We start from the raw sequence: 13,744 nt of genomic DNA on the forward strand, positions 1-13,744 counted from the left end.
TTCCGCCGAAATCCGATTTTACTATTGTCCGAACAGGCCGGTGATTGCCGACCACATATTCGCAAAACCGTCCCCAAGGATCACATTTGGATCAATACCCAGGATGGGGAAGATGAATATGAAATATGCGAAGGTTCCGATGCTCGACCCGACATTTGCAAGTGCTGCAACAAGGACTACTTTAAAGAGCGGAATGGTACGCATCTCCATGATTGATTCCGCTTCCATGATCTTTTTGATATCAGAACCCCGTGGTTTTCGAATCTTTGCTTCTGCAATCGCTGAAAACCATCCGGCTGCGATAAGGGGATGAAGTGATGACAGAGGACTGACAACAAACCCCACCAGACCGGATATCGGGTGACCTCCTGCAAGCAGAGTGAATACGAACGTCAGAACACCATGAATCAGGACCCAGTATACCAGAGCCTGGAGAAGTACCTCGGTTCCGACTCCTGAAAAGACAATGGCCAGAAGCAGAAGGCCGAATATGGCAGTTACCACAATACCAAAGATCAGTCCCCACGGGCGGGATTTCATCTGTGAGGTAAGACTGTCGAAAGGAGGAAGAGTTGCCGGATTTTGCAGGTACTGCTCAATCCCCTTCCGGTGTCCGGCACCAACAACGGCTAAAACCCGCTCATTTGCTGATCCCAGCCTGATAAGATGGTGAGACATGTATGCATCCCGCTCACCAATCAGGGCCATGGCACCACGGGGAGAATATTTGTAAAACTCCTCCATGGCAGCCTCTACTACATTCTCCTTCTTCAGTTCCTCGATGTCGATAAGATCCCCGGTCTTATCAGCAACGGCTATTGATCCGATAAGGGCATAAAACATCTTGAACTTTTCAAATAAGGACATTGATGCCCAGAACCGGTGGAGTGTCACCCGGATGTCCCGGTCGATGAGAGCAAGTTTTACCTGTCTCTCTTCTGCAGCGTTTATCGCAGCCTTCATCTCAGCCCCTGGCTCAACCCCGACATCCATACCGATTCTGCGCTGTATGTAGGCTAATATCCACTGAACCAGGAGCTGGGTGAAGTTTTTGGCCTGAAGAATGTCTTCTATCTCCGGGTTTTTCTGCTGCTGTTTCAGGGCCAGATATCGTCCCTGGTCAAGCTCAATTGCTACCACATCCGGCTGCCATTCATCAATCGCCTGCTGTACTTCATCGACACTGTGTTGCGAGACATGTGCCGTACCGATTATACGGATTTCACCCATAATAGTCCTTTATTCCTTCTGCATCAATCACAACCGGCCTTCCTGCCGGAATGGTTTCTGACTGTATTATCATTCGGATTTTCTCATCCTGTTCCCGTTCGTATGCATATCGTCTACAGAGATCAAAGGCGATAATCACTGCATCGGGTGTTTGGAAATCCTGATCTATCCCTTCACACGGGTAGACAGAAAGCCCGTTCTCATCAAGCATAAACGGATAGGTGCGGCATATCCAGGGTCGGGTTTCATATATCTGGCAGGTTGATCCGTCAAGAAACCTACATCTGTCCCCAATCCGGCGAAGTACCCATCCAAAGGTATAGTCGCGATCTCCTTCACAAATCCGGTCAGGATATGGCTCTGCAATCTCTTCAAATGAAAGACCGGTTGCTTTCATTATCCGGGTGATCTCCTCCTGCCCGACCATGACCAGATTAGAACCTGGTTCAGTCTCCCGGCAACAGGAACCGCACCGACGGCAGGAAAACCCCGTGCCACGGATCTGTTCAGCGAGTGAAACTGAAGAGGTCATCCTTTGTTCTGACCCGTGCATATGGAAAAGAAGTTCTCAAAGACCCGGTGGCCTTCAAAGGTATGACTTACCTCCGGATGCCACTGGATACCAAATATCGGCAGATGTTTATGGGCGATGGCTTCGTTGCCGCATATTGAAGAGGTTGCAAGCCGGTCAAAATCACCAGGAAGGGTGACGACCTCATCGGCATGGGATGCCCATACCTGCATCGTTTGTGGATATCCCTGCAGAATTCCGTCATGGTCGGTGATGGTAACTTCAACAGCTCCGTATCCGCCTTTCTGTCCGGACTGAACCGTCCCGCCAAACTCCTGCGCAATCACATGCAAGCCCAGGCATATGCCAAGAACAGGTTTTCCAAGACGAACATATTCATGGGACAATCCGGCGCGGGAGATATCAGGGCCTCCGCCAAGGATAATTCCCTGACAACCTTCACGAACCTCGCTGACAGGGGTGGTATTTGGTATCAGTTTTGCATCGATATCAAGATCCCGAAGAGCTCTCAGGATAAGATGATTAAACTGACCATAATTATTGACCACATATAAAGGGAGCATCTGCCCTATCTATTAGACCCTTCAGTAGATATGCATTCAGGGACTGTACCCTGAAACAAAAGAGATGATCGAGCGGGTAATCTCCTCCGGACTATAGCCAAGCAAGGCTGCAAGCATCATTGCTCCGCCACATCCCATACCTTCCTTTACTTCACCGATACAATAACGGACAAGACCGGAGTGTCCAATCTCACCAAAACCGGGATCAACATAGGTTATCGGAACTCCGATATCCTGTGCTGTTTTATCGCAACTTGCTGCATGATCATCCCTGACATATACGGTCGTGACAACCTCGGGGAGAGGGTTTCCGAGGGCCTTAATAATAGCCGCTACGGCCAGCATCTGTGTCCCGCCTGCAAGAATCAAAGTTCCGGGAAAACCATCAGCAAGTCCTGCTGCAACGGCCATCATCGGATCACCCGTCTCCCGGATGATATCCATGGGATCTGGAATTGATCTGCCAATACGCCGGGTCACTGCAGCATATATCTCTTCCTTCATCGAGTCAGGGCTGGTAACTGACGCGCTACTCACCTTTGCATCATATCCAAGGCTTCTGAGAACACACAGAGCGGTCGTGGTCCCACCAGGAACACATTCACCGACAACAAGTAGATCATGGGCTGACAGAAGTTTCCCGATACGGACCCCCTCTTTATACAGGCGTTCTGCATCAGGGACTGCAGGACCATCACGTGGATCCCCGCCTGCCTGCCCAAGAAGATCCAGAACCGGCACAGTAGGGCGGTGAACAAGGCCGGCATTTATAAACAGGGGGGAAACCCCAATACGGTCAAGAACAGCCCTTGTTATTGAAGCCGGTGTCGGACATCCGGTAGGTGTGTTCGGGGTCGCATCTGTACTTGTTATGATCCCCTGCCAGATGAGTTCGGCATCAAGGACCGGTACGAGAAGAGAGCCCATCGGATTCGGACCGGCCCCTGATAATCCGGGAACGGTTGAAAGCATCGTATTAGCCAGTATACCGATAAATAATGGCCTTTTTGGTGTTATCGAATATGGACGGGAGAGAAAAACCATCAACATCCGTTACTCTGAATCCACCATCAATCTCTCGCTCCCTCCCATACGCCCATATCAGAAGGTATCCAAACGATCTGAGTAGTCATGTTTGAGGCTATCCGTGCCCTGCTCCAGTTCACCACCGTCCTTCCCCTTGGAAAAACAGCCCCCTTCGAAGCATTCGCACATAATACCTGGCTCTACCCCCTGGCAGGATATATCACAGGCGGAATGGGAGCGATCATAATCCTCCTGCTCCCGGCTCCTTCACTCGTTCTGGCAGTAATGGCAATCGGAATGGTGCTGCTGATATCCGGTGCCAATCACCTGGACGGCCTTTTGGATTTCGGAGATGGGCTTATGGCACATGGATCCCAGGAGAAGAGGATTCAGGCACTGACAGATCGGCAGATCGGTACCGGAGCTCTGACTCTCGGGATGATGGTAACTCTCCTGGCCATCGCCTCGCTCAGTTCATTCCCTGATATTCTGACTGCTGCATCAGCACTCATCTTCGCAGAAACAGGGGGCAAATGGAGTATGGCGATACTGACAATATTCGGAAGACCATTCCATGAGGGACTTCATGCAACCCTTCATGAGAGAGCAAAAATCTGGTTTGTCATCCCGGCAACGCTGCTTCTGATTCCTGCTTTTCTGCTCCCCCTCTCCTGGGAGGCGAAGGGAGCTGCTGGAATTGGACTGATCCTGCTCCCCTTTGGTATGAGATATCTTGCCGACCGGTTATTTGGGGGAGTCAACGGAGATGTGACCGGTGCCACCGGAGAGATAAGCCGCTGCGCTCTTCTGACACTACTTGTCATCACCCTTTTCTGACACCCCTGCGATACCCCGGAAAATTACGTCTATGACTATCAGAGTCGTGATTTGAATCGGGGAGTATATCCGTGACCTTTTTCATCATCGCATGCCACGGCAGACCCGTCCCGGACCAGACTATTGAACTGCATCGCAGCTTCCATCAGGATCTCAGGCGGAACTGAACCACCTTTTATCTGAGAATACGCAATCTCGTAAGGAGAAGGCATAACCCGCGCCCCTACCTGAATCCCTTTACAATTCATGCAATATGAGCACCTTGTGTGCACTGGCAGTTTTCCAGAGGCGCATTCGACATAAGCCCGGTCAGAACCTTCTTCCCTGATAATCGGAATAGACTTCATTCGTAATCTGATCATTCCCCTGAAAACCTATTAACCACTTCGTTTCCCACCTGATAACAGAATTTCAGGCGTTCATTCTCTATGAGATTCATAGTGAAAAATATTAAAAGGACTTCTATCAAATATGTAATACTCGCATAACCGGGCTGTGCTTTGCAGTTCTGATATCGTGCGGAGGTATTGGAGGATTTGTATATATGGCAACTGAAAAGCCCCACATTAACCTCGCTGTTATTGGTCACATCGACCATGGTAAGTCAACTACCGTCGGCAGACTGATGTACGAAGCCGGAGCCGTTCCGGCACACATCATTGAACAGTACAAGAAGGAAGCAGAATCAAAGGGTAAGGGTTCATTCGCTTTTGCCTGGGTCATGGACAACCTGAAGGAAGAGCGTGAGCGTGGTATCACTATTGATATTGCACACAAGCGTTTCGACACCGACAAGTACTACTTTACTGTCGTGGACTGTCCAGGACACAGAGACTTTGTCAAGAACATGATCACCGGTGCCTCACAGGCAGACGCAGCAGTCATCGTCGTTGCAGCACCTGATGGTGTCATGGAACAGACCAAGGAGCACGTCTTCCTGTCCAAGACCCTCGGTATCAAGCAGCTTATCGTTGCAGTCAACAAGATGGATGCAGCCAACTATGATGAAGCACGCTTCAACCAGGTCAAGTCTGATGTCGGTGCTCTCCTGAAAATGGTCGGAACCAACCCTGACACCGTCAAGTTCATCCCGATCAGTGCATTCGAAGGTGACAACATCACCAAGAACTCTGACAAGATGCCCTGGTACAAGGGGAAGACGCTCTTCGGACTCCTCGATGAGCTCGAAGTTCCGGACAAGCCAACCGAAAAGCCGCTTCGTGTCCCGATTCAGGATGCATACTCCATCTCAGGTATCGGAACTGTTCCGGTCGGCCGTGTTGAAACCGGTATCCTCAAGAAAGGTATGAACGTTACCTTCATGCCGGCAAACAAGTCTGGAGAAGTAAAGTCCATTGAGATGCATCACGAAGAAATCCCACAGGCAGTTCCAGGTGACAACATCGGGTTCAACGTCCGTGGTATCGGTAAGGACGATGTCCGCCGTGGTGACGTCTGTGGTGCATCTGACAACCCGCCGGCAGTCGCAGAGGAATTCACCGCACAGATCGTCGTGCTCCAGCACCCAAGTGCAATCACCGTCGGATATACTCCGGTCTTCCACTGTCACACTGCACAGACCGCCTGTACATTCACTGAACTCGTCAAGAAGCTTGACCCACGTACTGGTCAGACCCTTGAAGAGAACCCGACCTTCCTGAAGGCCGGAGATGCAGCAATCATCAAATGCCACCCGACCAAGCCGCTCTGTCTTGAAAACGCCAAGGAATTCCCGCAGCTTGGACGGTTTGCAATCCGTGATATGGGTCAGACCATTGCTGCCGGCATGTGTATCAACGTTGTCAAGAAGCAGATGCGCTGATAGAATTCGGTGTTATCATGCAGAAGGCCAGAATCCGACTCACCGGAACCGACTATCAGAAAGTAGAAGAAGTGTGCGAAAAGATTAAAGAGATCGCTGAGCGGACCGGTGTCAATCTGGCCGGTCCTATTCCCCTTCCTACCAGAAAGCTGGTAGTACCCATCAGAAAAAGTCCGGATGGGGAAGGGACAGCAACCTGGGACCGCTGGCAGATGCGGGTTCATAAGCGTCTCATTGATCTTGATGCTGATGAGCGTGCTCTCCGTCAGCTCATGCGTACCCAGGTACCAAAGGACATCGGTATTGAGATTGTCCTTGAAAGCTGAGACAAATATGGGTGGCTTTTCATAATAAGCCGCAATAATCCCAATATCGTCCACAGTACCTCCTCAGGAGGATACCTTTCTTTTCCTATTTATTGGGCGAACAGGGAACAGATGTAAATATCTACTGGACGCATTTTTTTCATACAAATATACCTGTTCTATGGAACTGTACGGTATACCTTCCGAGGCAGAATAACAATGAATATTCAGGTATTACGGGAACGATATGCACAATGTTCTGGTGCACAGATCTTCGGGATCATTTTTCTTGCAGGTCTTCTTCTCCGGGTGATCCTGCCAAATCTTAAATTACTCCATCATGATGAGGCCATCCATGCATGGTTCAGTTATGAACTCCTGACCAAAGGAGTATATCAGTATGATCCCATGTATCATGGGCCATTTCTCTATTACATCACTGCAGCGTTGTTCAGGATCTTCGGAGATTCTGATCTGCTTGTAAGACTACTCCCGGCAGTGTTTGGGTCGGCCATAATATTCCTCATATACGGGATATACAAAACCGGCTGGCTCTCGAAAAATCATGCGATCTGGGCAGCACTGTTTTTTGCTTTTTCGCCGGATATGGTATATTTTTCTCGATTTCTGCGTCATGATATCTTCCAGTTATTCTTCACCGTTCTGCTGCTCCTTGCAATCCTCGCATATATCGAATTTAAAAAACCGGGATGGGCATTTCTGGCAGGATTTGCTGCAGCATGTGGTATGTGTCTGAAAGAGGACATGCCGGTAGCCATACTAATATTTGGAGTCTTTTTCATCGCTCTCCTCTATTTCCGTCGTATACACCTTCCGGATACCTGGAAACGGGATCTCATTGGTACGGTTCTCATAGCGGCGGGTATAGGATTTGTCTTCTATACCTCATTCTTCAACCATCCGGAGATGTTCTTTGAGGCACCATTCAAGGCTATTGAACACTGGACATCCATGCATGACCAGTGCAGGCTGTGTGGTCCGCCATACTGGTACCTCATCATGCTCATTCTCTATGAAATCCCTCTGCTTATCCTGGCTATATACGGCATCTGGCACTGGGGATGGAAAGACAAGGGACTGAGTCTGTTAAGAAATGTGGATCCTAAAAATCAAGGACTTTCTGACGAAAAAACTTCACTCCTGATGATCCTTCTCATCATATGGACCGGATGTACGCTGGTTTTTTATGGGTGGGTAGGAGAGAAAGTTCCCTGGCTTTTGATTCATCAGTTATTTCCGCTCATATTTCTCGCATCCTACAAGATAGAAGGGAAAAAAGTAATCGCCGGAATTATCACCCTTCTCTTCCTGGTGGGAATGACGATGCATGTCTGCTTCACACCTGTTGATATCAACGAACCCATCGTTCAGGTTCAGAACTCTGAGGACATGCGTGACGTCATGGCATTGATCGACACTGCAAAGACTGTAGTTGTGGCATCCGACTCCTACTGGCCGCTTCCCTGGTACTACCGGGGTGGAAGATGGGACAAGATCCTGTTTTATGGCAAAAAGGTTGATCCGATGATGTGGAGTGGGAAGGAACCGGATCTTATCATCACCCATGATACCGACAGTTATGCATCCCTGCCCGGATATGAAAAGAGAGCGTATCACCTAAGCTACTGGTTTTCCTTGTATGACAACCAGCACCGGGCTCTGGAGTGGTACTTCCTCCGGGATGGAAAGATGGGAACGGTGAATCTTGACGTATTTGTCAAGGTAAATAATACTGACCTAAATTAATCTACTTCAGCCTTTTTTGTCGTTCATCGTCTGCTTACCAGCACATATTCACGCTGGTCATTCAGTAGGGATATCCCCCTGGCATATGCCATTTCATTGGACTTGCGGGAAATGAGCGATACTACAGCACACATTCTGATGTTGGAGAGAAATTTTATCCCTCCAAAAAAATTTAGGAGGGTTACAGTTATTGTTAAGTCCAATAAAAGATACGATCCGGGTCAATCAATTCAAATTATAAGACAAAAAAGATAATTAAAAGAGCTCATCGTACTGATGAGCAGTTGACTTCTTCTTTGGTTTATCACGGGAGCCGAAACTGCCACCGCCGCCCTTTCCGCCACCTTTGCCGCCACGGTTCTTCATGATTCGGAAAAGAGCAAACCCAACAATTGCAACAACAATGATTCCGATAATATAGGGGATTATCCCAGACAGGTCAGGGAATTGGAATCCCTTGGGAGCGGCCTCAAGTTCTGCATTCAAATCCTGAGTTGCCGTGAATACTTCATCTGCCTTCTGATATGCTTCTTCAGCTTTTTTCCTGGCTTCAGTGTATTTACCGGCATCATAGAGCTCTTTTGCATCACTCGCGTCTTCTGCAGCAAACTCACGCTTGGTTATAATAGGAGCAAGCCGTGGATCACTTCCGAGTTCTTTTTCGGTCTTGAAGTAATTGATCCACTCGTCAGTCTTGTCTATGGCTTCTTTTGCATCTTTAATTGCTTTCTGGGACAGACCCATGTCAAGCATCGCATAGGCATCCTTGATGTAGGTATTTGCATTCTTGATATAGATCTGGGCATTTGAATAACTTGCACCGGCTGCTGAATTCAGTGAGGTTAATGCCTCCTTTGCCTTTGCTTCAGCCTTGGAAACATCTATCCCATCAGCTTTGTTCTGGGCAATATCCTTCTCAAGTTTTGAGTAGGCATCTTTTACAGTTGAAATGTCGCCCTTCAGCTCCCCAGGATTCGTAACAAATGCTGTGACATTCTTTACGGTCTCTTTCACCCGGCCTCCGGGGGTTGCCACGTTCACCGAAACAATCTCTATTTCTTTGGAACTGTCAACCTTTGGTGCCATTCCTTTCAGATTGACTTTGACACTTTCATCGACGTTCTCATAGGAGAGTTCCCATCCGGAAAGATCAAGTTGTTTCTTACTGACCGCAGGTCTGGGATTTTCCACACCATCAAGAATGATGGAGTATGTCCAGACCGGATTTTCAAGTTCGGTTTTTAAGGATATACTCTCATCACTGGGAAAGGTCGTGCCCCCTATCGAGACAAAACTCAGCTGGAGATCTGCAGAAACATTCGATTTACCGGATTCAAGATCTCCGGAAGGCTTTACATTCACATGACCGACTTCAACACTGGCCATTGCCGGAATAGCAATGAAACAAAAAATGATACTTAAAAAGATGATTAATGATCCAGTCTTCATAACTCCCTCACTCAAAGAGTGGTTCAATACTCTCATCCAGTTTCAAAACATTCTCTTCATCAATTCTTTCTGACGTGGCTTTCGTCTCCTTTGCAATCTCGAGCAGATTCGTGACACGTGGAGCATCTGCAATGGATGCTAAAAGAACGACAGCTGCAACATACCTGCTCTGGGCCGGATAATCTCCGCCTCGCACCTCCACACCGGCGATATTCTCCTCAACCCAGCTTTTGGCTTTTTCAATCCCTTTCCGGTCAAGATCATCAGGCGGTCCGGCAACCAGAACAAGAGCACGACTTGTGGTGGTATATTCACAGGGCAACGTAAGCCGCCCAAGCATCGCCCGTCTGACCAGAGACAAAATCCGTGAGGTCTTATCCTCACCAAGCAGTTTATCCTCAGGACGTCGTTCTTCTATCTGTTTTCTTCCGATGATCCGATCAAAGAAACTCCGGTCCTTTTCAACCGGAGCAGAATTGATAACTTCACTGATGGCATATCCGACAGAACTGATACCTCCACCCCGAAGGGTATTGATAATCTCGCTGGAATCGACGACCATCTCACCGATACCCAGCTGACCTATCTCACCTGCACGGAACAATAACCCAAACCTGCGGACTATCTCATCATTCAACCGGTCAAATGCGCCCTTGATACTCTCGCCTTCATTTTTCCAGGCGCTGTTGTCAAAAAGAATAACATTATCTGCTTCTTTTACCAGAGTTGCAAGACTTCGTGCAGCATTATAGGAATATAACCGTCCTTCTTCCGGAGCGGGGAGAATCCCCAGAACATAGACCGGCTCTTTATAAATCTTTTTCAGATGCCGTGCAAGCACAGGCGAACCGCCTGAACCTGTTCCGCCACCAAGTCCTGATACGATGATGAATGCTTCAGTATCGCCAATACCTTTGCGGTCAATAGCATTCATGATGATATCAATCTCGTCAAAAGTAATCTGGGCACCGGTATCATTATCGGTCCCCACGCCATGACCTTTGACGCTCGTCTGACCGATCAGGACACGATCCTCAAAATTGAGGTGTTGTAATCCCATCAGATCAGTTCTGGCTGTATTTACCGCAATAGCACGAAAACTGCTGCCATTGGTTCTATTGTCAAACTCAATGAACCGGTCAACAATTTTGCCACCAGCCTGACCAAATCCTATAAAAAACACTTTCATGGAGGTACACCAGTTGTATGAAATATCGGAATTCTGATTATTTGGTACATCTTTCCTTTATACATTCAAAAAGCTTCTTCAATGAGCAGGATGGGAATATCTAAGGGATTATAACAGAATATGCGGATAGCAATAATAGGAGGAGGCATATCCGGACTTGTTTCGGCATACAGGCTTTCTAAAGACCATAAAATTACAATTTACGAAAAGTCAGCAGAGATAGGGGGGCTGCTCTCATCATACCACCGGAAGGCATATTCCATTGAGCGGTACTATCACCATTTCTTCTCAGGAGATCGGGCATTTTTACACCTTTTAGATGAATTGAACCTATCTGATACGATACTCTGGCTCAAAGGGTCAACCGGTACATACCAAAACGGGACCATCTATCCCCTCACCACCCCCCTCGAAATACTGCTCTATCCTCACCTTAGCATATTTGAAAAATTCAGGCTCGCATTATTCACCAAAAAAGTCAAACACTTTGATCTGTCACACCTTGACACCATAAGCGCAGAGAAATTCCTTACAGAGCAGCTTGGAGAGAAAATTTACCGCTCATTCTTCAGGCCACTCCTGAATTCAAAATTTGGTCAGAATGCAGAGAAAATCTCTGCCGCATGGCTTGTCAGCCGGGTGGCCATCCGTTCGGACAGAAGTCTTGGGGGAGAGCGGCTCGGATATCTTGAGCGGGGGTTTTCATCCTTCATCGAAAGTCTTTCAAATACGATAACCGGATATGGAGGAGAGATAAGAATAAACACACCGGTTACCAGCATACAAAAAGCCGGGGGGGAATGGTATATAAATGATGAACCATTCGATGCCGTCATTGCAACCATCGCACCCGGTCTTCTGAAAAAAACCGGTCTTGATATTCCGGATATCCCCTACCAGGGAGCGGCCTGTCTGACCATGGGGCTTGTCCGTCCTGTCACTCAGGGTATTTACTGGATTAATCTGTATGATGATGCCCCCTATGGAGCTGTCATCGGACATACCTGTTTTGCCCCAAGAGCATGGTATGGTGAGGATATCGTCTATCTTGCATCATATTACACCGGCACGCCGCCCACCGACCTGAAGGAACGGATGATAGAAGATTTCCAGAGAAAATTTTCAGTCAGGAGTGATGAGATACTATGGGCAGAAATGACTAGAGACCCCTATGCCGGGCCGCTGTATCTTGCCGGGTATAAAGAGCAGATGAACATGATATCAGTTCCCGGACTTGTTCTTGCCGGTATGTTTTCTGAAGAGAACTATCCGGAGCGGAGTATTGAGGGATCGGTTCGTGCCGGACTCAGGGCTGCAGAAGAGATCGTCAGGATGGAAAAGAATCCGGAAGTGACCTGAGTGACAATATCAAATCCGGTAACAGTTGTCATTCCGGTGTACAACGATGTTCATGCCCTAAAAGAGGCGGTACCACGAGTTCTGCAGACGCTATCCTGCATTGCTACAGAGTTTGAACTCATCATAGCCGAGGATGCCAGCACCGATGGATCTGCTGAATTAGCAGCAAAGTTTGCCCGGGAGAGCCCACAGGTCATCCACCTTCACCGGGATGAGCGGCTGGGGAGGGGATCGGCCCTGTCTCGTGCTGCCTCAATAGCCCGTGGAGATATCTTCTGTTATTTTGATGTTGATATGGCAACCGACATCTCCCATCTTGAAGAACTCCTTGGCCGAATTACTGAAGGGTATGATCTGGCAACCGGTTCACGGCTTCTTCCGGAGAGCAGAATCATCAGAAGTTGCAGCCGTGAGATTAAAAGCAGGGGATATAACTTCCTGGTCCGGCTTATTCTGAAAAGCACCCTCTCTGATCATCAGTGCGGATTTAAGGCATTCAGAACCGAAGTGCTCAGGGACCTTCTGCAGGAGACGTGTGATACCCACTGGTTCTGGGATACCGAGATCCTTGTACGTGCCCAGCATAAAGGGCTTCGTATCGCAGAGATCCCGGTAATCTGGACAGAGGGACAGGGGACGACAGTCAGATCAGGTGATATCTGGAAGATGGGACGAGCAATTCTCCGACTCTGGTGGCAGCTCCATGTATCGTAAACTCTGTGCTATCATCTTCTCTGTTCTTCTGGCAGTAGGAATCCTGGCCGTCATGGTCATCAGAGTCTGGAATGACCTGGCCGATGCACTTGCTTATGTAAGACCGCTCTATCTTATCCCGGCATGTCTTATCTGCCTGTGTGCCTGGTTTGTCAGGGGAGGGCGGTACCAGTCCATCCTCTCGCGGATGCATGTATCCATTTCACTCATCTTTTCAACGGCCTGTATCTACATATCACAAACGGTAAACCTTATCGTCCCAGCCCGGCTTGGAGACCTGATCCGGGTGGTCCTGCTCAAGCATGATTATGATGCAACCATCTCCCAGGGTCTCTCCTCCATCATCGTGGAGCGGGTTTTTGATATCATATCGGTAGCAGTCCTGGGCCTTTGCGCAGTGGTCTTTGTGCTGAACGCCCCGTCCTGGGTTCTCATGCTGCTCGTTCTTCCGCTCGTGCTTGGGGGAATCTTCTTTCTGGTTCTCATCCTCACGGGCAAAGTTCAGACTGACAATAAATACATCGGGTATGTTCTGACGATGATGAATGAGATGCGGAATGCATCCCTGACTCCCCGATCCGCATGTGTTCTCGCAGTTACATCACTTGGTATCTGGATACTTGATACTGCCATCTGTTCCCTTGTTGCCCTTATGTTCGGGCAGGATATCCCTTTTTCAATCGTCCTGCTTGCAGTAGTTGCAGGAAACCTTGTAAAAGCAGTCCCCCTCACACCCGGCGGAGTCGGGACCTATGAATTTGCCCTTGCCGTCATCTTTGAACTGGCAGGGACAAGTCCGGCAGTATCCACCCTTATCGCAGTCATCGACCACCTGATTAAGAATGGTATCACCCTTATCGGAGGGGCGATCTCTATCATGTACTTAGGAGACTGGGTAATCCCCGAACTCTCTGAAAGTATTAAGAAAAGACTGAAGGATGAATCATAAGG

The 13,744-nt window shown here is 48.5% G+C and carries 14 protein-coding genes; 7 read left to right on the forward strand and 7 right to left on the reverse strand.

Annotated elements, in window-relative coordinates:
- Window positions 1–21: 21 nt before the first annotated feature.
- Genes MHUN_RS08290 through cobT form a run of 4 tightly spaced genes read right to left on the reverse strand, consistent with a single transcriptional unit; the run spans window position 22 to window position 3,369 of the window.
- Window positions 22–1,230, reverse strand: a complete 1,209-nt coding sequence (locus MHUN_RS08290; RefSeq protein ID WP_011448582.1) for a TraB/GumN family protein — start codon at window positions 1,228–1,230, stop codon at window positions 22–24.
- Window positions 1,223–1,762: a YkgJ family cysteine cluster protein gene (locus tag MHUN_RS08295; RefSeq protein ID WP_011448583.1), complete on the reverse strand. Its 540-nt coding sequence runs from the start codon at window positions 1,760–1,762 to the stop codon at window positions 1,223–1,225. The genes MHUN_RS08290 and MHUN_RS08295 overlap by 8 nt, the downstream gene beginning before the upstream one ends.
- Window positions 1,759–2,325, reverse strand: a complete 567-nt coding sequence (locus MHUN_RS08300) for a GMP synthase subunit A (RefSeq protein WP_011448584.1) — start codon at window positions 2,323–2,325, stop codon at window positions 1,759–1,761. Before MHUN_RS08300 ends, MHUN_RS08295 begins: the two co-directional genes overlap by 4 nt.
- 36 nt (window positions 2,326–2,361) lie before the next feature.
- Window positions 2,362–3,369, reverse strand: a complete 1,008-nt coding sequence (gene cobT, locus MHUN_RS08305; RefSeq protein WP_143709432.1) for a nicotinate mononucleotide-dependent phosphoribosyltransferase CobT — start codon at window positions 3,367–3,369, stop codon at window positions 2,362–2,364.
- 87 nt (window positions 3,370–3,456) lie between these two features.
- On the opposite strand from cobT, the gene cobS reads away from it, so the two are divergent.
- Entirely contained in the window at window positions 3,457–4,188 is a 732-nt protein-coding gene (gene cobS / locus MHUN_RS08310; protein ID WP_011448586.1) for an adenosylcobinamide-GDP ribazoletransferase, read from the forward strand.
- A gap of 38 nt (window positions 4,189–4,226) precedes the next feature.
- On the opposite strand, the gene MHUN_RS08315 is transcribed toward cobS, so the two are convergent.
- A complete protein-coding gene (locus MHUN_RS08315; RefSeq protein WP_011448587.1) occupies window positions 4,227–4,550 on the reverse strand; it encodes a hypothetical protein in 324 nt (107 codons plus the stop codon).
- A 182-nt stretch (window positions 4,551–4,732) separates the two neighbouring features.
- Here MHUN_RS08315 and tuf point away from each other — a divergent pair, with 182 nt between their 5' ends.
- From tuf to MHUN_RS08330, 3 genes are all read left to right on the forward strand, one after another.
- Complete coding sequence (gene tuf / locus MHUN_RS08320; protein ID WP_011448588.1) at window positions 4,733–6,010, forward strand: translation elongation factor EF-1 subunit alpha; 1,278 nt, start codon at window positions 4,733–4,735, stop codon at window positions 6,008–6,010.
- Between the two features lie 17 nt (window positions 6,011–6,027).
- A complete protein-coding gene (gene rpsJ, locus MHUN_RS08325) occupies window positions 6,028–6,336 on the forward strand; it encodes a 30S ribosomal protein S10 (RefSeq protein ID WP_011448589.1) in 309 nt (102 codons plus the stop codon).
- A 198-nt stretch (window positions 6,337–6,534) separates the two neighbouring features.
- On the forward strand, window positions 6,535–8,082 hold the full coding sequence (locus MHUN_RS08330) for a flippase activity-associated protein Agl23 (RefSeq protein ID WP_011448590.1): 1,548 nt from the start codon (window positions 6,535–6,537) through the stop codon (window positions 8,080–8,082).
- 255 nt (window positions 8,083–8,337) lie between these two features.
- Here MHUN_RS08330 and MHUN_RS08335 read toward each other — a convergent pair whose 3' ends face one another.
- Together MHUN_RS08335 and MHUN_RS08340 are read right to left on the reverse strand one after the other, a co-directional pair.
- A complete protein-coding gene (locus MHUN_RS08335; protein ID WP_011448591.1) occupies window positions 8,338–9,531 on the reverse strand; it encodes a hypothetical protein in 1,194 nt (397 codons plus the stop codon).
- Window positions 9,532–9,538: 7 nt separating this feature from the next.
- Window positions 9,539–10,720 carry a tubulin/FtsZ family protein gene (locus MHUN_RS08340; protein WP_011448592.1) on the reverse strand — a complete coding sequence of 394 codons (1,182 nt, stop codon included), beginning with the start codon at window positions 10,718–10,720 and terminating at the stop codon, window positions 9,539–9,541.
- A gap of 120 nt (window positions 10,721–10,840) precedes the next feature.
- Between MHUN_RS08340 and MHUN_RS08345 the strand changes: the two genes are divergently transcribed.
- From MHUN_RS08345 to MHUN_RS08355, 3 genes are read left to right on the forward strand one after another with little or no spacing between them, the layout of a single operon-like run.
- A complete protein-coding gene (locus tag MHUN_RS08345) occupies window positions 10,841–12,079 on the forward strand; it encodes an NAD(P)/FAD-dependent oxidoreductase (protein WP_011448593.1) in 1,239 nt (412 codons plus the stop codon).
- Complete coding sequence (locus tag MHUN_RS08350; RefSeq protein ID WP_011448594.1) at window positions 12,080–12,793, forward strand: dolichyl-phosphate beta-glucosyltransferase; 714 nt, start codon at window positions 12,080–12,082, stop codon at window positions 12,791–12,793.
- The gene (locus MHUN_RS08355) at window positions 12,783–13,742 is read left to right on the forward strand and encodes a lysylphosphatidylglycerol synthase transmembrane domain-containing protein (RefSeq protein WP_011448595.1); all 960 of its coding nucleotides are present in this window, start codon (window positions 12,783–12,785) and stop codon (window positions 13,740–13,742) included. Before MHUN_RS08350 ends, MHUN_RS08355 begins: the two co-directional genes overlap by 11 nt.
- The last annotated feature ends 2 nt before the right edge of the window (window positions 13,743–13,744 follow it).

This window comes from Methanospirillum hungatei JF-1, from assembly GCF_000013445.1.
Taxonomy (GTDB): Archaea; Halobacteriota; Methanomicrobia; order Methanomicrobiales; family Methanospirillaceae; genus Methanospirillum; species Methanospirillum hungatei.